Annotated in this window: 14 protein-coding genes; all 14 read left to right on the top strand. The window is 64.3% G+C overall.

What is annotated here, in order from left to right; all coding sequences use genetic code 11:
* Positions 1-179 precede the first annotated feature (179 nt).
* The 14 genes from ABCR88_RS00715 to ABCR88_RS00780 all read left to right on the top strand — a co-directional run bounded on the left by ABCR88_RS00715 (position 180) and on the right by ABCR88_RS00780 (position 18,603).
* Positions 180-1,532 (top strand): TolC family outer membrane protein, encoded by a 1,353-nt coding sequence (locus tag ABCR88_RS00715; RefSeq protein WP_011058515.1) that lies wholly within the window; start codon positions 180-182, stop codon positions 1,530-1,532.
* 38 nt (positions 1,533-1,570) lie between these two features.
* Positions 1,571-3,724 (top strand): type I secretion system permease/ATPase, encoded by a 2,154-nt coding sequence (locus ABCR88_RS00720; RefSeq protein WP_011058516.1) that lies wholly within the window; start codon positions 1,571-1,573, stop codon positions 3,722-3,724.
* Positions 3,714-5,081 (top strand): HlyD family type I secretion periplasmic adaptor subunit, encoded by a 1,368-nt coding sequence (locus ABCR88_RS00725; protein WP_011058517.1) that lies wholly within the window; start codon positions 3,714-3,716, stop codon positions 5,079-5,081. The genes ABCR88_RS00720 and ABCR88_RS00725 overlap by 11 nt, the downstream gene beginning before the upstream one ends.
* A gap of 282 nt (positions 5,082-5,363) precedes the next feature.
* Positions 5,364-6,251 (top strand): TauD/TfdA family dioxygenase, encoded by an 888-nt coding sequence (locus ABCR88_RS00730; RefSeq protein ID WP_011058518.1) that lies wholly within the window; start codon positions 5,364-5,366, stop codon positions 6,249-6,251.
* Positions 6,252-6,290: 39 nt separating this feature from the next.
* A complete protein-coding gene (locus ABCR88_RS00735) occupies positions 6,291-7,316 on the top strand; it encodes an ABC transporter substrate-binding protein (protein ID WP_169893095.1) in 1,026 nt (341 codons plus the stop codon).
* A gap of 5 nt (positions 7,317-7,321) precedes the next feature.
* Complete coding sequence (locus ABCR88_RS00740) at positions 7,322-8,182, top strand: ABC transporter ATP-binding protein (RefSeq protein WP_041115052.1); 861 nt, start codon at positions 7,322-7,324, stop codon at positions 8,180-8,182.
* A 33-nt stretch (positions 8,183-8,215) separates the two neighbouring features.
* Positions 8,216-9,082, top strand: coding sequence for an ABC transporter permease (locus ABCR88_RS00745; protein ID WP_041115054.1), 867 nt, complete (start codon positions 8,216-8,218; stop codon positions 9,080-9,082).
* Between the two features lie 216 nt (positions 9,083-9,298).
* On the top strand, positions 9,299-10,225 hold the full coding sequence (locus ABCR88_RS00750) for a LysR family transcriptional regulator (RefSeq protein WP_041115056.1): 927 nt from the start codon (positions 9,299-9,301) through the stop codon (positions 10,223-10,225).
* A 176-nt stretch (positions 10,226-10,401) separates the two neighbouring features.
* A complete protein-coding gene (locus ABCR88_RS00755) occupies positions 10,402-11,946 on the top strand; it encodes an MFS transporter (protein WP_337154422.1) in 1,545 nt (514 codons plus the stop codon).
* Between the two features lie 14 nt (positions 11,947-11,960).
* A complete protein-coding gene (locus tag ABCR88_RS00760) occupies positions 11,961-13,031 on the top strand; it encodes an HlyD family secretion protein (RefSeq protein WP_011058524.1) in 1,071 nt (356 codons plus the stop codon).
* Entirely contained in the window at positions 13,028-14,509 is a 1,482-nt protein-coding gene (locus ABCR88_RS00765) for an efflux transporter outer membrane subunit (protein ID WP_350403959.1), read from the top strand. The genes ABCR88_RS00760 and ABCR88_RS00765 overlap by 4 nt, the downstream gene beginning before the upstream one ends.
* 70 nt (positions 14,510-14,579) lie before the next feature.
* Positions 14,580-15,089: a sigma-70 family RNA polymerase sigma factor gene (locus ABCR88_RS00770; RefSeq protein ID WP_011058526.1), complete on the top strand. Its 510-nt coding sequence runs from the start codon at positions 14,580-14,582 to the stop codon at positions 15,087-15,089.
* Complete coding sequence (locus ABCR88_RS00775; RefSeq protein ID WP_210671787.1) at positions 15,086-16,039, top strand: FecR family protein; 954 nt, start codon at positions 15,086-15,088, stop codon at positions 16,037-16,039. The genes ABCR88_RS00770 and ABCR88_RS00775 overlap by 4 nt, the downstream gene beginning before the upstream one ends.
* Before the next feature lie 98 nt (positions 16,040-16,137).
* Positions 16,138-18,603 (top strand): TonB-dependent siderophore receptor, encoded by a 2,466-nt coding sequence (locus tag ABCR88_RS00780; protein WP_350403960.1) that lies wholly within the window; start codon positions 16,138-16,140, stop codon positions 18,601-18,603.
* The last annotated feature ends 3 nt before the right edge of the window (positions 18,604-18,606 follow it).

Raw genomic sequence — 18,606 nt, forward strand, 5'->3', positions numbered from 1 at the left:
ATCCTAAACAATCGCCGAATTAATGTCACATTGATATTCACGCGGTAACCTGACTTGAAGTATGTGAACCAGTTCTTAGTTTGAACTTTCCGACGGACGGTTGTTTTGGTTGTAATAAATCGATGTGGTGCCACGTTCTGACGTGATTCTGGACACGCTGTCCGAGGGAAATTCTTACCATGCGTTTTCATCTGTTCAAGGCCCTGCCCTTTGCCTTAGCCGCCAGCTTTGTGCAGGCTCAAACCCTTCCTGAAGCCATGCAGAAAGCACTGGATGTGCACCCGGAAATCCAAGCCGGCGTGAACAGCCGTCTGGCTGCTGACTACCAGCTGAAAGCCGCCAAAGGTGGCTATCTGCCACGAGTGGACATGCTAGCTGGCTATGGTCGTGAAGGGACGGATAACCCTACGACCCGTGCGGGTACAGGCAGCAACCACTGGGAAACCTTGAACCGCGGCGAGTCAAGTTTGCGTCTGCAACAGATGGTTTTTGACGGTTTTGCCACGTCCAGCGAAGTCGGGCGTCAACAAGCCACCGTCAACTCCCGCGCCTACTCCCTGCTGGGCACCTCCGAGCGCACGGCCCTGACCGTGGCCCAGGTCTATCTGGATGTGCTGACCCGCCGTCAATTCGTGCAACTGGCGGAAGACAACCTGCGCAATCACGAGCGTATCTACGACCAGATCAAGCTGCGCACCCAGCGTGGCGTGGGTAGCGGCGCCGACCTTGACCAGGCTGAAGCGCGGATGGCCCAAGCCCGCAACAACCTGATCACCGAGCAGACCAACCTCGCCGACGCCCAGACCAACTACCTGAGTGCCGTCGGAGAAATGCCGGACCAACTGGAACGCCCTGCCAGTTTCATGGCGCTGTTGCCGGCCAACCTCGACGAGGCCCGGCACCAGATGCTGGAAAACAGCCCGATCCTGCGTTCCGCCGAGTCCGATATCGTCGCTGCCGAGAAGCAGTACGATGCCGCCAAGTCGGCGTTCTATCCGCGCTTCGACGCGGAGCTGGGGCGTACTGCCGACAATGACCTGGACGGCCAGAACGGCCACAACAATGAGTGGCAGGCCATGCTGCGCATGCGCTTCAACCTGTTCGCCGGCGGCAGCAACAAGGCCGACCTGGAGTCCAAGGCCTACCAGTCCAACCAGGCGCTGGATATCCGCAACAACGCCCTGCGGGTGCTGAACGAGGAACTGGGCCTGGCCTGGAACGCCTTGAACAACGCCAACGCCCAGGTGCCGATCGCCCAGCAATATGTGGATCACAGCACCAGCGTGCGGACCGCCTACCAGAAGCAGTTCAGCCTGGGTGAACGTACCCTGCTGGACTTGCTCGACAGTGAAAACGAGTTGTTCACCGCCTCCCGGCGCCTGGCCGAGATCCAGAACATTCAGTTATTTACTCAATATCGAATCAAGGCGACCATGGGCGAGTTGCTCAAAAGCCAGGGAGTGGTGGCACCTATGGCCTCCGTCGTGCAAAGCGATGTGAAGCCCAAGGTCCAGCTGCCCGGGATGAATTGAGCTAATTTCATCCAACCAGCCAGTCAAGAGTGTCGAGCGTGGAATCAGAAGTCAGTGTGCAACTCAGTCATGATCCACGCGGCATGCATGACGATCCCCTTCTGGATGGTTTGCTGACCCTCTGCTTCCTGCACCAGAAGCCCGCCAGTGCGGCGATGCTGACCACCGGCCTGCCCTTGCCATCCCAGCGCCTGAGCGCCGAGCTGCTCCCCCGGGCCGCGGCCCGGGCCGGGCTGCAGGGCCGGGTGCTGCGGCGCAAGCTCGAACAGATTCCAGCCATCGCCATGCCCGCCCTGTTGCTGCTCAAGGACGGTCGCAGCGCGGTGCTGCTGGGCTGGCAGGGTGAAGACCAGGCGCGGCTGCTGCTCAGCGAAAGCGATGGCGGCGAAGTCTGTGTCGACCGCCAGTTGCTGGCCGACGATTACAGTGGCCAGGTGTTCTTCGCCCAGCCCCAGCACAAGTTCGACGTCAACCACGGGTCGCTGATCCCCCGCGCCCGTTCCTGGTTCCGCGACACCCTCAAGCGCTCGCGCTGGCTGTATGCCGACGCCATTGCCGCGAGCCTGCTGATCAACATCATCGCCATGGCCGCGCCATTGTTCGTGATGAACGTCTATGACCGGGTGGTGCCCAACCAGGCCACCTCGACCCTGTGGGTGCTGTCCATCGGCATCATCGGCGCCTACATCTTCGACCTGATCCTCAAGGGCCTGCGCAGCCTGTGCCTGGACCTGGCGGGAAAGAAGACCGACCTGATCATTTCCGCCACGCTGTTCGAGCGCATCGTCGGCATGGCCATGAAGTACCGTCCGGCACGGGTCGGCAGCTTCGCCCAGAACATCCATGAGTTTCAGAGCCTGCGGGACTTCCTCGCATCCCTGACCCTCACCAGCCTGATCGACCTGCCGTTCACCCTGCTGATCTTCCTGGTGATCGCCATCCTTGGCGGGCATCTGGTGTGGATTCCGGTGCTGGCCTTCCCGATTGCCCTGTGCATCGGCTATGCCCTGCAGAAGCCGCTGGTGGCGACCATGGAGAAGACCATGGCCCTGGGGGCCGAGCGCCAGTCGAGCCTGATCGAGACCCTGGCCGGCCTGGACGCGGTCAAGGTCAACAACGCCGAGAGCGAGCGCCAGTACCAGTGGGAGCAGACCATCGGTACCCTCAGCCGGCTTGAGCTGCGGGTGAAGATGCTGTCCAGCCTGGCAATGAACATCACCTTGCTGATCCAGCAACTGGCCGGGGTGATCATGATCATCTTCGGCGTGTACCAGATCATCGACGGCAACCTCAGCATGGGCGGCCTGATCGCCTGCTACATGCTCAGCGGTCGGGCCCTGAGCCCGCTGGCTTCGCTGTCCGGGCTGCTGACCCGCTACCAGCAGGCGCGGGTCACCATGACCTCCGTGGACCAGATGATGGAGCTGCCCCAGGAGCGCAATTTCGACGAGCGCCCCCTGAGCCGCAGCGTGCTGCAGGGTGCCATCGAGTGTCGGCAACTGAGTTTTACCTACCCGGGGCAGCAGAACCCGGCGCTGAAGAACATCAACCTGATGATCAAGCCGGGGGAAAAGGTCGGCATCATCGGCCGCAGCGGCTCCGGCAAGAGCTCCCTGGCCAAGCTGCTGGTGGGGCTCTACCAGCCGGACTCCGGGGCCCTGCTGGTGGACGGTGTGGATATCCGCCAGATCGATGTCAGCGAACTGCGTCACAACATCGGCTACGTGCCCCAGGACATCCAACTGCTGGCCGGGACCCTGCGTGACAACCTGACTTCCGGTGCCCGCTACGTCGAGGACGAACTGGTGCTGCAGGCCGCGGAACTGGCGGGGGTCCATGAGTTCGCCAGGCTGCACCCGCAGGGCTATGAATTGCAGGTGGGCGAGCGCGGGCAGAACCTTTCCGGTGGCCAGCGGCAGAACGTCGCCCTGGCTCGCGCGCTGTTGCTCAACCCACAGATCCTGCTGCTCGACGAGCCCACCAGCGCCATGGACAACACCGGCGAAGAGCGCTTGAAACAGCGCCTGGAGGCGGTGGTGCAGAGCAAGACCGTGGTACTGGTCACCCACCGGGCGTCGTTGCTGTCGCTGGTGGACCGGCTGTTGGTGGTGGACCGTGGACAAATCCTGGCCGATGGCCCGAAAGCGGTGGTGATGGAAGCGTTGAAGAAGGGGCAGATCAGTGTTGCTTAAGTCGGGATTCAAGGACTCGATCCGTCGCTATTTCAAAGGCACCGATTCGCTCCAGGGGCAGCCGCTGCCCGAGGTCAACAAGGCACTGATCGAAGATGCGCCGCGGGTTATCCGCCTGACCATCTGGGGCATCATCGCGTTCTTCCTGTTCCTGGTGCTGTGGGCCAACTTCGCGGTGATCGACGAGGTAACCAAGGGCGAGGGCAAGGCGATTCCTTCCTCCAAGCTGCAGAAGATCCAGAACCTGGAAGGCGGCATCGTCTCCGAGCTGTACGTCAAGGAAGGCCAGATAGTCGAGGCCGGCGCGCCGCTGATTCGCCTCGACGACACGCGCTTCCAGTCCAACGTCGGCGAGACCGAGACCGTGCGCCTGTCCATGCTGCTGCGGGTCGAGCGCCTGAGCGCCGAGGTGGATGAACGCGAGCTGAATTTCCCCGCCGAGGCGGTCAAGGAAGCGCCGGGCCAGGCGGCCAGTGAGAAATCCCTGTACCAGAGCCGTCGCCAGCAACTGCATGACGAGATCGGTGGCCTCCAGGAACAGCTGATCCAGAAGCAGCAGGAACTGCGCGAGTTCACCTCCAAGCAGGCGCAATACCGCCAGCAACTGGGCCTGCAGCGCCAGGAAATCGCCATGTCCGAGCCGCTGGTGGCCCAGGGCGCGGTGTCGCCGGTGGAAGTGCTGCGGCTCAAGCGTGCCGAAGTGGAAACCCGTGGCCAGCTGGACGCCACCACCCTGGCGATCCCCCGCGCCGAATCGGCGATCAAGGAAGTGCAGCGCAAGATCGATGAAACCCGCGGCAAGTTCCGCAGCGAGGCCCTGACCCAGCTCAACGAAGCGCGCACCGAACTGAACAAGGCCAGCGCCACCGGCAAGGCCCTGGAAGACCGGGTCAGCCGCACCCTGGTGACCTCGCCGGTACGCGGTATCGTCAAGCAGCTAATGGTCAACACCATCGGCGGGGTGATCCAGCCGGGCAGCGACATGGTGGAAATCGTCCCGCTGGACGACACCCTGCTGGTGGAAGCCAAGATCCGTCCCCAGGACATTGCTTTCTTGCATCCGGGGCAGGAAGCGGTGGTCAAGTTCAGCGCCTATGACTACACCATCTACGGTGGCCTCAAGGCCCGCCTGGAACAGATCGGCGCCGATACCATCACCGATGAAGACAAGAAGACCACCTACTACATGATCAAGCTGCGCACCGACCGCAGCCACTTGGGCACCGATGAGAAGCCGCTGTTGATCATCCCCGGGATGGTGGCCTCGGTGGACATCATCACCGGCAAGAAAAGCATCCTCAGCTACCTGCTCAAGCCGATCATCCGCGCCCGCGCCGAAGCCTTGCACGAACGCTGATCCCTTTAAAAACCACCAGCCAGCCTTGTAGGAGCTGGCTTGCCAGCGAAGGGGCCTTGAGAGCGCCTTCGTCGGCGTACCGTCCCCAAGCGGTCCATCGGTTGAATCAACATATCGTTATTCACTAACGGTATTTAAATTAGTTTTCTTATATCTATAAAGTTGACTCCCTGCGTACCTGCCGACCAATCGGCGCGCCGCACGAAATGAACCCACACGGGATCTCCGTGAGTTTCTGATCGACGCGCGCGCCCTGGGCGCGCCTGCGCGGGAGTTTCAGTCATGTCTGCATCAGCCAGTGCCGCCTCCATTGCCGCACAAGCTTTCGAAATCCGGCCCTTGAATGGGGCTGTCGGCGCCGAGATCGTCGGCCTCGACCTGTCCCGGCCAGTCAACGACCAGGACTTCGCCCGCATCCACCGCGCCCACCTGGACCATCACGTGGTGGTGTTCCGCGACCAGCGCATCAGCCCCGAACAGCAGATTGCCTTCAGCCGTCGCTTCGGTGTGTTGCAGATTCATGTGCTCAAGCAGTTCCTGCTGGCCGGGCACCCGGAAATCCTCATCGTTTCCAACATCATCGAGAACGGCCAGTCCATCGGCCTGGGGGACGCCGGCAAGTTCTGGCACTCGGACCTCTCCTACAAGGAGCTGCCGAGTCTGGGCTCGATGCTGCACGCCCAGGAACTGCCAGCCGAAGGGGGCGACACCCTGTTCGCCAACATGCACCAGGCCTGGGACAACTTGCCCGAGGCGCTGCGCAAGGCGGTCGAGGGACGCAGCGCCGCCCACTCCTACACGGCGCGCTACAGCGAGACCAAGTTCGAGGGCAATTGGCGCCCGACCCTGACCCCGGAGCAACTGGCCCAGGTCGCCGAGGTGGTGCACCCGGTCGTGCGCACTCACCCGGAAAACGGCCGCAAGGCGTTGTTCGTCAGCGAGGGTTTCACCACCCGTATCGTTGGCCTGCCGGAAGACGAAAGCGCCCAGTTGCTGGCCGAGCTGTATGCCCACAGCGTGCTGCCGGACAACATCTACCGCCATCAATGGCAGCCCCACGACCTGGTGTTCTGGGACAACCGCTCGCTGATCCACCTGGCCGCCGGTTGCCCGAGCCATCTGCGCCGCAAGCTGTATCGCACCACCATCCAGGGCGACGCCCCTTACTGATCAGCCAGGCACGGCAGGAGAACCAGCATGTCCTTATCCATTCCCTTCATTCCCCGCCTCGGCAGGCTGGCCACGGCCATCGGCCTGGGTTTCAGCCTGCTGGCCGGCAGCCTGGTCGCGCCTGCGCCGGCCCAGGCCGAAGGCGAGATCCGCATCGCTGAACAGTTCGGTATCGTCTACCTGCTGCTCAATGTGGTGCGCGACCAGAACCTGATCGAAAAGCACGGCAAGGAGCAGGGCATCGACATCAAGGTCGACTGGACCCAGTTGTCCGGCGGCGCGGCGGTCAACGACGCGCTGCTGTCGGGCTCCATCGACATTGCCGGGGCCGGCGTCGGGCCGCTGCTGACCATCTGGGATCGCACCCACGGCCGGCAGAACGTCAAGGCCGTAGCCTCTCTGGGTAACTTTCCCTACTACCTGGTGAGCAACAATCCCAAGGTCAAGACTATCGCCGACTTCACCGAAAAGGACCGCATTGCGGTACCGGCGGTGGGGGTCTCGGTGCAATCGCGCTTCCTGCAATACGCCGCCGCCAAGCAATGGGGCGACAAGGAATTCAATCGCCTGGACAAGTACACCATCGCCGTTCCCCACCCGGACGCCACCGCCGCGCTGATTGCCGGCGGCACCGAGCTGACCGGGCACTTCTCCAACCCGCCATTCCAGGACCAGGCCTTGGAGAACCCCAATGTGCACGTGGTGCTCAATACCTACGACCTGCTGGGGCCCAACTCACCGACGGTGCTGTTCGCCACCGAGAAATTCCGCAACGACAACCCCAAGACCTACAAGGCCTTCGTCGAAGCCCTGGCCGAAGCGGCCGAGTTCGCCCAGCACGACAAGGGCGCAGCCGCCGATACCTACCTGCGCGTGACCAAGGCCAAGATCGACCGCGCCGCTTTGCTGAAGATCATCGACAACCCGCAGTTCGAGTTCAGCGTGACACCGAAAAACACCTACCCACTGGCGGAATTCCTCTACCGGGTCGGTGCGATCAAGAACAAGCCCGAGTCGTGGAAGGACTACTTCTTCCAGGATGCCAAACCGTTGCAGGGGAGCTGATCGCCATGAATGCCCCCTTGCCAGGCCACACGGCCAGCAATCGCGCTGCCATCGCCCAGGCGCTGTTGGCGGTGGAACAAGTCAGCCTGGAATACCGCACCCCGCAGCGGGTGGTGCGGGCCACCCACCAGGTGAGTTTCGAGGTTGATCCGGCCGACCGCTTTGTCCTGCTGGGGCCTTCTGGCTGCGGCAAGTCGACCCTGCTCAAGGCCGTGGCCGGGTTCATCCAGCCCTGTGAGGGCGAGATTCGCCTGCAAGGCCAGCGCGTCAGCCAGCCCGGGCCGGATCGTATCGTGGTGTTCCAGGAGTTCGACCAGTTGCCCCCCTGGAAAACCGTGAAGCAGAACGTGATGTTTCCCTTGCTGGCGTCGAAGACCCTCGGCCGCCGCGAGGCCGAAGAGCGCGCCCTGGAATACCTGGAGAAAGTCGGCCTGGCGGCTTTCGCCGATGCCTATCCGCATACCCTGTCCGGTGGCATGAAGGCCCGGGTGGCGATCGCTCGCGCCCTGGCCATGCAGCCGAAGATCCTGCTGATGGACGAGCCTTTCGCCGCCCTCGACGCCCTGACCCGGCGCAAGATGCAGGAGGAGTTGCTGCGGCTCTGGGAGGAGGTGCGCTTCACCTTGCTGTTCGTCACTCACTCCATCGAGGAAGCGCTGGTGGTGGGCAATCGCATCCTCCTGTTGTCGCCTCATCCGGGGCGCGTGCGGGCGGAAGTCCACAGCCACCAGTACGACCTGCAGAGCCTCGGTGGCGTGGCCTTTCAACAGACCGCGCGGCGCATCCACCGCTTGCTGTTCGATGAAGGCCAATCGCCGGAAACTGAAACCGAGCTGGATTTCGCCGATATCCGTATCGCTTATTGAGCCGTCAGGCCACCGTTGAACGAGGAATGCCCGATGAGCCACTCATCCCCTGCGCGCGAGGAATACGAAGTTGTCCTGCAGCCCTTGCTGCAAGTGCCCCTGGAACGCGAGCTGCCCCTGGGGCAGCGCCTCTGGCAACAAGGCTGGTTGCGCAAGAGCCTGATCCTGGTCCTGCTGGCGCTGCTCTGGGAAGCCGTGGCCCGTTACCAGAACAACGACCTGCTGCTACCGAGTTTTCTGCAAACTGCCAGCGCTCTTTACCAGGGCCTGCTCAGCGGCGAATTGCTGGGCAAGGTGGGCATTTCCCTGGTGGTGCTGCTCAAGGGCTACCTGATCGGCATCGTCCTAGCGTTTGCCTTGACCACCCTGGCGGTCTCGACCCGGCTTGGCCGTGACCTGCTGAGCACCCTGACCTCGATGTTCAATCCGCTGCCGGCCATCGCCCTGCTGCCCCTGGCGCTGCTGTGGTTCGGCCTGGGGCAGAACAGCCTGATCTTCGTGCTGGTGCATTCGGTGCTCTGGGCTTTGGCCTTGAACACCTATGCCGGGTTTCTCGGGGTTTCCGAAACCCTGCGCATGGCCGGGCGCAACTACGGCCTCAAGGGCCTGCGCCTGGTGCTGTTCGTCCTGATCCCGGCGGCGCTGCCGTCGATTCTCGCCGGGTTGAAGATCGGCTGGGCTTTCGCCTGGCGCACCCTGATCGCTGCCGAGCTGGTGTTCGGCGCCACCAGCGGCAAGGGTGGCCTGGGCTGGTACATCTTCCAGAACCGCAATGAGTTGTACACCGACAAGGTGTTTGCCGGGCTGGCAGTGGTGATCCTCATCGGCCTGCTGGTGGAAAACCTGATCTTCGACACCCTGGAGCGGATCACGGTAAAACGCTGGGGCATGCAGCGCTGAGCTACCCCGTCCGCCAGCCCCCCCGACCGTAGGAGCTGGCTTGCCAGCGAAAGCGTCCTCAAGGGCTATGCAAGGTTCGAGGGCCCATTCGCCGGCAAGCCGGCTCCTACGCGGCTAGTGGGTTCACGGGTAAGGATTGATCTCCCTCATTTTCCTCGGCGCCAAGCCTGCTAGCATTGCGCCTGGATCATCCCTGACCAGTCACGAGTGCTCAACATGCAACTTCCGGACATGAACCTTCTGGTGGCCCTCGACGCCCTGCTCGACGAGGGCAGCGTGGTGGGCGCGGCGCGGCGCATGAACCTCAGCCCGGCGGCCATGAGCCGGACCCTGACGCGGATCCGCGACGCCCTCGGCGACCCGGTGCTGGTACGTGCCGGACGCGGCCTGGTGCCCACCCCCAAGGCCCTGGAACTGCGCAGCCAGGTGCGCGATGTAGTGGAGCAGGCGGCCCTGGTGTTCCGCTCGGCGGACAAGGTCGACCTGGGTTCCCTGCAGCGGCGCTTCAACGTGCGCGCCAACGATTTTTTCGTCGGCGTGTATGGCGGTCGCCTCATCGATACCCTGGAGCGTCAGGCGCCCTTGTGCGAGCTGCGCTTCGTGCCCGAAGGCGATGGCGATGACGAGGCCCTGCGGGAGGGAAGGATTGACCTGCGGATTAGCAACACCCGGCCCCTGACCCCGGAAGTCAAGGTGCAGAACCTGTTCACCACCGCCTTTGTCGGCCTGGTGCGCGAAGGCCACCCGCTGTTGGACGAAGACATCACCGCCGAGCGTTTTGCCGCGTTTCCCCATATCAGCATGTCTCGCCGGGGCATAGCCCGTGGACCTATCGATGCGGCCCTGGCCGAGCAGGGCCTGGAGCGCCGGGTGCCGCTGATTGCCCCGAGCTTCCACGCCGCCATGTTCATGCTGCCGGATTCGGACCTGATCCTGCCGGTGCCCCAGGAAACCCTGCTCAGCGTCTCGCGCCTGGGCCTGCGCTTGCGTTCGTTCGTGCTGCCGATTTCCCTGCCGACTCTGGTCCTGACCCAGGCCTGGCATCCGCGCTACGACAAGGACCCGGCGCACAAGTGGTTTCGCGAAACCCTGCGCACCTCCTGCCAGGCCACCTGGCAAGAAGCCCAGCCGGTCTCTTCGTAGGAGCCGGCTTGCCGGCGAAAGCGGTCTTGAGGGCCCCTTCGCTGGCAAGCCAGATCCTACGGTCAACAGGGTTAATAATTGCGTCTGACGCACTTATAAACTGTCGATAAGTCAGTTTTCGTCAGCATCGGCTGTTCATAAACTGCTCTGGTTTTCTTGTCTGGAGCAGTATTTCCATGAGTTCCCTCGCTGTCGCTGCGCCTGCTTCGGTTGAAGCCGCCAGCAAGCCGGCAGCCATTGCACCGCCGTTGTTCGGGCCGCGGATCATCATCGGCCTGGTGGGCGTGCTGCTGGCGGTGCTGGTCTCGGGCCTCAACGAGATGGTGACCAAGATCGCCCTGGCGGATATTCGTGGTGCGCTGTTCATCGGCTACGACGAAGGCACCTGGCTGTTGGCCTGCTACACCGCCACTTCGGTGGCGGCCATGGCCTTCGCGCCCTGGTGTTCGGTGACCTTTTCCCTACGGCGCTTCACCCTGTGTGCCATTGGCCTGTTCACCCTGCTGGGGGTGCTGTGCCCCTTCGCCCCGAACTACGAAAGCCTGTTGCTGCTGCGCACCCTGCAAGGTCTGGCCGGCGGCGCGCTGCCACCGATGCTGATGACCGTGGCCCTGCGTTTCCTGCCGGCCAACGTCAAGCTCTACGGCCTGGCCGGGTATGCCCTGACCGCCACTTTCGGCCCCAGCCTGGGCACGCCCCTGGCAGCACTCTGGACCGAGTACGTGGGCTGGCAATGGGCGTTCTGGCAGGTGGTGCTGCCTTGCCTGCTGGCGATGGCGGCGGTGGCCTACGGCCTGCCCCAGGACCCGCTGCGCCTGGAGCGTTTCAAGCAGTTCAACTGGCGCGGCCTGCTGCTGGGCTTTCCGGCGATCTGCATGCTGGTGATCGGTATCCTGCAGGGCAACCGCCTGGACTGGTTCGAGTCGCCGCTGATCTGTGTGCTGCTGGCCGGCGGCCTGGTGCTGCTGGTGCTGTTCATGATCAACGAATGGTCGCAGCCGATTCCCTTCTTCAAGCTGCAGATGCTCGGCATCCGCAACCTGTCCTTCGCCCTGCTGACCCTGGCCGGGGTGCTGGTGGTACTGACGGCGGTGATCATCATCCCGTCCGCCTATCTGGCTCAGGTCCAGGGCTACCGGCCGTTGCAGACCGCGCCGGTGATGCTGGTGATGGCCCTGCCGCAACTGCTTGCGCTGCCCCTGGTGGCAGCACTGTGCAACCTGCGCTGGGTCGATTGCCGCTGGGTGCTGGGGATCGGCCTGGGCATGCTGGTGCTGTCCTGTCTGGGCGGTACGCACCTGACCGCGGCCTGGATCCGTGACGACTTCTATGTGCTGCAACTGCTGCAGATCTTCGGCCAGCCCATGGCAGTGCTGCCATTGCTGATGCTTTCCACCGGCAGTATCACCCCGATGGAAGGGCCTTTTGCCTCGGCGTGGTTCAACACCGTGAAAGGCCTGGCGGCGGTGATTGCCACCGGTGTGCTGGATGTGCTGACCACACGCCGCCTGCATTTTCATTCGACCATGCTGGTGGACAGCCTGGGCAACTCGCCTCTGGTGGACGACGGCGTCGCCGGCCTGGCCCGGCGCCTGCACCAGCAGGCCGTGGTGCTGACCTCCGCCGACCTCTACTACTGCATGGCAGGGCTGGCCGCTGTGCTGATCCTGCTGATTTTCTGGCTGCCGACGCGGATCTACCCACCGCGGGCGCCGACTTGAACGAGACCTTTGTCATGACGACCCAGAACAAACACAAAATCGCGATTGCGGTAGCGGCAGTGGCGGCCCTTGGCGTGCTGGCCTACCTGGCGCTGCCGGGGCTGTTCGGCCGCGCCGGCGAGCAGACCACCAACGACGCCTTCATCGCCGCCGACTACACCCTGGTGGCCCCGCGCGTGGCGGGGTTCATCAAGGAAGTGCTGGTGGAGGACAACCAGCAGGTCAAGGCCGGGCAACTGCTGGCGCTGATCGACGACCGTGACCTGCGGGCCGCGGCCCAGGCGGCGGATGCCGAGACTCTGGTGGCCAAGGCGCAGTTGCAGAACGCCCGGGCGACCCTGGACCGGCAGAGTTCGGTGATCGCCCAGGCCCAGGCTGCCTTGAGCGCGGCCCAGGCCGAGCGAGCCTTTGCCGAGCATGAACTGAACCGCTACAACCACCTGGCCGGGGTCGGCGCCGGCACGGTGCAGAACGCCCAGCAGGCCCGGACCCGCATCGACCAGGCCAGCGCCCGGCTGGCCACCGCCACCGCAGCCCTGGCGGCGGAGCGCAAGCAGGTGGAGATCCTCACCGCTCAGCGCGACGCCGCGGAAGGCGGCTTGAAACGTGCCCAGGCGGCCCTGGAAATGGCCAGCTACGAGTTGTCCTACACGCGCATCGTGGCGCCGGTGGACGGCATGGTCGGCGAGCGCGCGGTGCGGGTCGGTGCCTATGTCACCCCGGGCAGCAAGATCCTTGCCGTGGTGCCGCTGCAGCAGGCCTATGTACTGGCCAACTTCCAGGAAACCCAGCTGACGGCCATGCATGCCGGGCAGGTGGTGGAGGTGCGGGTCGACAGCCTGGGCGGCGAGACCCTGCATGGTCGGGTGGAAAGCCTGGCCCCGGCCACCGGTGTGACCTTCGCCGCGGTGAAGCCGGATAACGCCACCGGCAACTTCACCAAGGTGGTGCAGCGCATTCCGGTGAAGATCCTTCTGGAACCCAACCAGCCGTTGGCCGAGCGGTTGCGGGTGGGCATGTCGGTGGAAGCCAGCGTGGACACCCACAGCTCTGCCACCAGCGCCCGCGAGGTGACCCAGCGATGAGCCGCGAACGCAGCCGTCACAGACGCTCCCACGGGCTCCGCACTCTGCTGGCGCTGAGCCTGCTGTCCCTGGCCGCGTGCAATGTCGGCCCGGATTTCCAGAGGCCCCAGGCGACCCAGGTCCAGGCCTGGTCCGCCCCGGCCCAGGCCGCTGCCAGCCAGGCGGTGGACAGTGCCCTGCAGGAGCGCTGGTGGGAGGTGTTCAACGACCCGCAACTGTCGGCCCTGAGCCGTCGCGTCCTGAGCGATAACCTCGACCTGCAACTGGCCACCAGCCGTTTGCAGCAGAGCCGGGCGGCGCGCCAGGTCATCACAGCCGAACGCTATCCGAGCACCTCGGCCAATGGCGGCTACGGGCGCAAGCGCAACAGTGCCGAGGGCCTGAACGACCCTTCGGGGAACAACGGAAAATCAGCCTTCAATCTCTGGGAAGCGGGCTTCTCCGCCTCCTGGGAGCTGGATTTCTGGGGCCGGGTGCGGCGCGAAACCGAGGCCGCCGACGCGACCCTGGAAGTGGCGGAGAACGACCGGCGCGGGGTGCTGCTGTCGGTACTGGCGGAAACCGCCCAGGACTACATCCAACTGCGCGGCGTGCAGAGCACCCGGGCGGTCACCGAGCAGAACCTCGAGGTCGCCCGGCACAGCCTGAAACTCTCGCAACTGCGCCTGGCCGACGGCGTGGCCACCGACCTGGACGTGGCCGAAGCCGCCGCCCAGGTCGCCACCATCGAGGCGCAACTGCCGGAGCTGCAACAGCGCCAGGCGCAGTTGATCAATGCCCTGAGCCTGCTGCTGGGGGAGCCACCCCAGGCCTTGCACCAGGAACTGGCCAGCGATGCGCCAGTGCCGCAACCGCCATCCCAGGTGGCTATTGGCCTGCCTTCGCAACTGGCCGAGCGGCGTCCGGATATCCGCCAGGCCGAGGCGCGCCTGCATGCAGCCACGGCCAGCATTGGTGTGGCCAAGGGCGATTTCTATCCGCGCATTACCCTGTCCGGCAACTTCGGCTCCCAGGCCCTGCAACTGGCGGACTTCGGTTCCTGGAGTTCGCGGCAGTTCGGCATCGGCCCGCAGTTCAGCCTGCCGCTGTTCGATGGCGGCCGCCTGCGGGGCATGCTTCAGTTGCGCGAGGCCCAGCAGCAGGAAGCAGCCCTGGCCTACCAGCAGACGGTGCTGCGGGCCTGGCACGAAATCGACGACCAACTGACCCGCTACAACGCCAGCCAGTTGCGCCGCGACAGCCTGGCCGAAGCGGTACGGCAGAACCAGATCGCCCTGCGCACGGCACAGCAGCAGTACATCGAAGGGGTGGTGGATTTCGTCAACGTGCTGACGGTGCAGGGCGCCTTGCTGGCAACCCAGGAGCAGTTGGTGGAAAGCTCGGCCGGAGTGTCCCTGGCCATGGTTGGCCTGTACAAGGCGCTGGGGGGTGGTTGGCAGTCGGTCTACCCATTGCAGGCTGCCAGCCAGCCACGTTGAAAAGCGTTTTGCCTGGATTGAGAAAAAAGTGTAATGATAATTGCTCTCAATCATGTGCGCAGTTTCATTCATGCAAGCCACCACTGACGGCAACGCTCAACTCCATCGTCTGTATCAGGATCATCACGGCTGGTTGCAGGGCTGGTTGCGCAAGCGCCTGGGCGATCGCGAGCATGCCGCGGACGTGGCGCAGGATACCTTCCTGCGCCTCTTGCTCTCGGGGCGTTTTCCCGGGCAGCAGGAAAGCCGCAGCTACCTGGCGCAGATCGCCCGCAACCTGGTGGTCGACCAATGGCGGCGCGCGCGCATCGAGCGCGCCTACCTGGAAAGCATCGCCCACTTGCCGGAGCCGCAGACCCCCTCCCTGGAAAGCCGCGCGCTGATTCTCGAAACCCTGATGCAGATCGACGCCATGCTCGACCGCATGCCGGACAAGGTGCGCCAGGCCTTTGTCATGTCGCAGTTCGAGGGGCTGGGCTATGCGCAGATTGCCGAGCGCCTGGAGGTTTCCGTCAGCTCGGTGCAGAAGTACATGACCCGGGCGATCCAGGCTTGTTACCAGGTGCTCTACGCAGAATGAAACCTCGTCAGGCACCCATTGCCCCCAGCGTTGTCGAGCAGGCCAGCGAGTGGCTGATGCTGCATTGGGGCGGCGAATTGAGCGCGCAGCAGCGCAGCGCCTTCGACGCCTGGCAGCAGGCCGATCCCGAGCACCAGCGAGCCTGGCAACGCCTGCAGCAACTGCAACAGACCCTGCAAGGCGTGCCGGAACACAGCACCCATGTACTGTTGGCCAAGGCGCCGGACCAGCAGCGCCGCGCCGCACTGAAGCTGCTCGGCTTGCTGTTGGTGGCCGGTGGCAGCGGCTACCTGGTGCAAGACAGCCAGCCCTGGCGAGCGGCCTTCGCCGGGCAGCGCAGCGCCACCGGGGAAATACGCCACCTGACCCTGAGCGACGGCAGCCGTCTGGACCTCAACAGCGCCAGCGCCGTCGACCTGCTGTTCAGCGCCAGCGAACGGCGCATCCGCCTGATCCAGGGCGAGATCCTGCTGACCAGCGGGCATGACCCGTCGCGGCCGCTGATCGTGGAAACCCCCGCCGGCGATATCCAGGCCCTGGGCACACGTTTCGCCGTGCGCGAGTTGGACGGCGGCACCCGGGTCGATCTTTACGAAGGGGCCCTGCGGATCAGCCCCCGCCACACCCAGGCCCTGCAACTGAATGCCGGCGAACGCCTGTGGTTCGACGCCGGCCGGGTGTCGGCCCGGCAAGTGGCCCAGGTCAATGCCAGCAGTTGGAGCGAGGGCCGGTTGATTGCCGAACGCCAGCCCCTGGGGCAGTTCGTCGCTGAGCTGTCACGGTATCGGCCAGGGGTGCTGCGCTGCGATGAGCAGGTGGCGGGCTTGCTGCTGACCGGGGTCTTTCCCCTGGCCGACAGCGATGCGGTGCTCGCAGCCCTGGAGCGCTCGCTACCGGTACGGGCCCATGCGGTGACCCGCTACTGGGTAACCCTCAAGCCGCGAGGCTGAATGCAAAAATATTTTGTCAGGCGGTTGTCGATTCCGGCGCGCCGTTCGGGATACCCCATGAAAGCCGATCAAGACGCATTCTCATGGGGAGTTCAGGAATGCCTTACCAGACCGCTGCATCCATTTTGACCCTGGGCGCTACCGCGCGCCGCCGAGCCTTTGTTGCGCTGCTGGCGGTGGCACCCGTGCTGCCAGGCATTGTCCAGGCCGAGCCGGGCAGCCAGAGCCAGGCCCGCGACTACCAGATCGCCCCCGGCAACCTCGATCAGGTGCTGAACCGCTTTGCCAGTGCGGCGGGCATTCTCCTGTCGGTGGATGCGAGCATGACTGCCGGCAAGCACAGCCAGGGCCTGCAAGGCCGCTACGAAGTGGCGCAAGGGCTGCACCAGCTCCTCGCGGGGACCGGCCTGCAAGCCACCCAGAGTGGTGCCAGCTGGGGGTTGCAGCCAGTGGCCCAGGGCGCTGCGCTGGAGCTGGGGCCAACCCGCATCGGCGCCACCCAAGTGGATGAAAATGCCTGGGGCGCAGTGCCGGGGATCGTGGCCAAGCGCAGCGCCACCGGCAGCAAGACCGATTCGGCGCTGGTGGAGATTCCGCAGACCATCAACGTGATCGGCGCCAAGGAAATCAGCGCCCGTGGTGCCCAGAGCGTGACCGAGGCGCTGCTCTATACCCCGGGCATGACCGGCGGCGGCTTTTCCGACCGGGTGAAGATTTTCGACGAACCCACCTCCCGTGGTTTTTCACCGACTCCGCTGTACCTCGACGGCCTGCACTTGCCCTATGGCGGTGGCAGTACCGGGGGGGCCCTGCAGATCGAGCCCTATTCCCTGGAGCGCATCGAAGTGCTCAAGGGCCCGGCCTCGGTGCTCTACGGGCAGAACCAGCCGGGCGGGATCGTCAACATGGTCAGCAAGCGGCCCACCGAGACCCCCGTGCATCAGCTGAAAGTGGAAGCCGGCAGCTACGACCACAAGAGCATCGCCCTGGACCTGGGCGGCCCGCTGGATGAGCAGGGGCAGTTCCTCTATCGCCTGACCGGCCTGGCCAGCGACAGCCAGGACGCCATCGATTACGTGCAGCGCCAGCGTCAGTTCATCGCCCCGAGCCTGACCTGGCGGCCGGATGACGACACCCAACTGACGGTGTTTGCCCAGTTCCAGAAGGACAACGACGTGCCCGAGGCCCAGGGCCTGCCCAGCGTGGGCACGGTGTTCGCCAACCCCAACGGCAAGATCGACCGCGACCTGTTTCTCGGCGAGCCCGGGGTCAATGCCTACGACCGTGACCAGTTCGTCGTGGGCTACGAGTTCTCCCATCGCCTGAACGATGTCTGGACCCTGAAGCAGAATGCCCGCTACGCCGACGTCGACGACCGTTACCGTGCGCCGCTGCACGGCTACAAGTTCGTCACCAACCCCAAGACCGGGCTCGACGACCAGCGCTACATGACCCGCTACGGGGTCGACTGGAAGCAGCACAACAAGGTCTTCGGCGTGGATAACATCGCCCAGGCCGAGTTCGACACCGGGCCGTTCAACCACACGGTGCTGGTGGGGCTGGACTACTACCACTTCAATTCGAAATACCACGGCAAGTACGACTACAACCCGCCGATTCTCGACATGTTCACCCCCACCTACGGCCAGTCGCTGAATTTCGGCAACGCTTACCAGTGGGACAACACCATCATCCAGACCGGCCTCTACGTGCAGGACCAGATCAAGTACGAGAAGTGGGTGCTGGTGCTGGGCGGTCGCAACGATTGGGCGGAAACCGACAACAAGGCGCCGCTGGGTGGGGCCCATACCAACGTCAAGAACCAGTCCTTCACCGGGCGCGGGGGGTTGGTGTACCTGTTCGACAACGGGCTGGCGCCCTTTGTCAGCTACTCGGAATCCTTCCTGCCGTTGAGCGGCACCAGCTTCCAGCGCAGCGCGTTCGAACCTTCCACCGGCAAGCAGTACGAAGTGGGGGTGAAATTCCAGCCTCCGGGCCAGGAGAGCTTCGTCCAGGTATCGGCCTATCAGCTGGACCAGGAGAACATTCTGACCACCGACCTGGCCAACCCCGGGTTCAGTATCCAGAGCGGCGCGGTGCGCTCCCGGGGTATCGAGCTTGAAGTCAAGGCCAGCCTCAGCGAATCGCTGGACGTGATTGCCTCGGCATCGCGCAACGACATCAAGTACACCAAGGACAACGATGGCCGCGAGGGTCGCCACCCGGCGGGCATGCCACCCCTGACTGCTGCGTTGTGGCTCAACTACACCATCCTGGGCGACACCCCCCTGGCAGGCCTGGGAGCGGGCGTTGGCACCCGCTACGTCAAGGGCAGCTACGGCACCGACTACGACGGCGCCTTCCAGATCCCTTCCTACACCGTGTACGACGCCGGCCTGACCTACGACCTTGAAAAGTCGCCGTTGCAGCTCAAGGGCGTGAAGCTGGCGCTGAACGTGAAGAACCTCACCGACAAGACCTACGTCGCCAACTGCACCAGCATCTGGGACTGCTACTACGGCGAAGGCCGGACCATGGTCTCGAGCCTGACTTATGACTGGTAAGGC

The organism is Pseudomonas sp. W17, assembly GCF_040268305.1.
In the GTDB taxonomy this organism is placed as follows: Bacteria; Pseudomonadota; Gammaproteobacteria; order Pseudomonadales; family Pseudomonadaceae; genus Aquipseudomonas; species Aquipseudomonas protegens.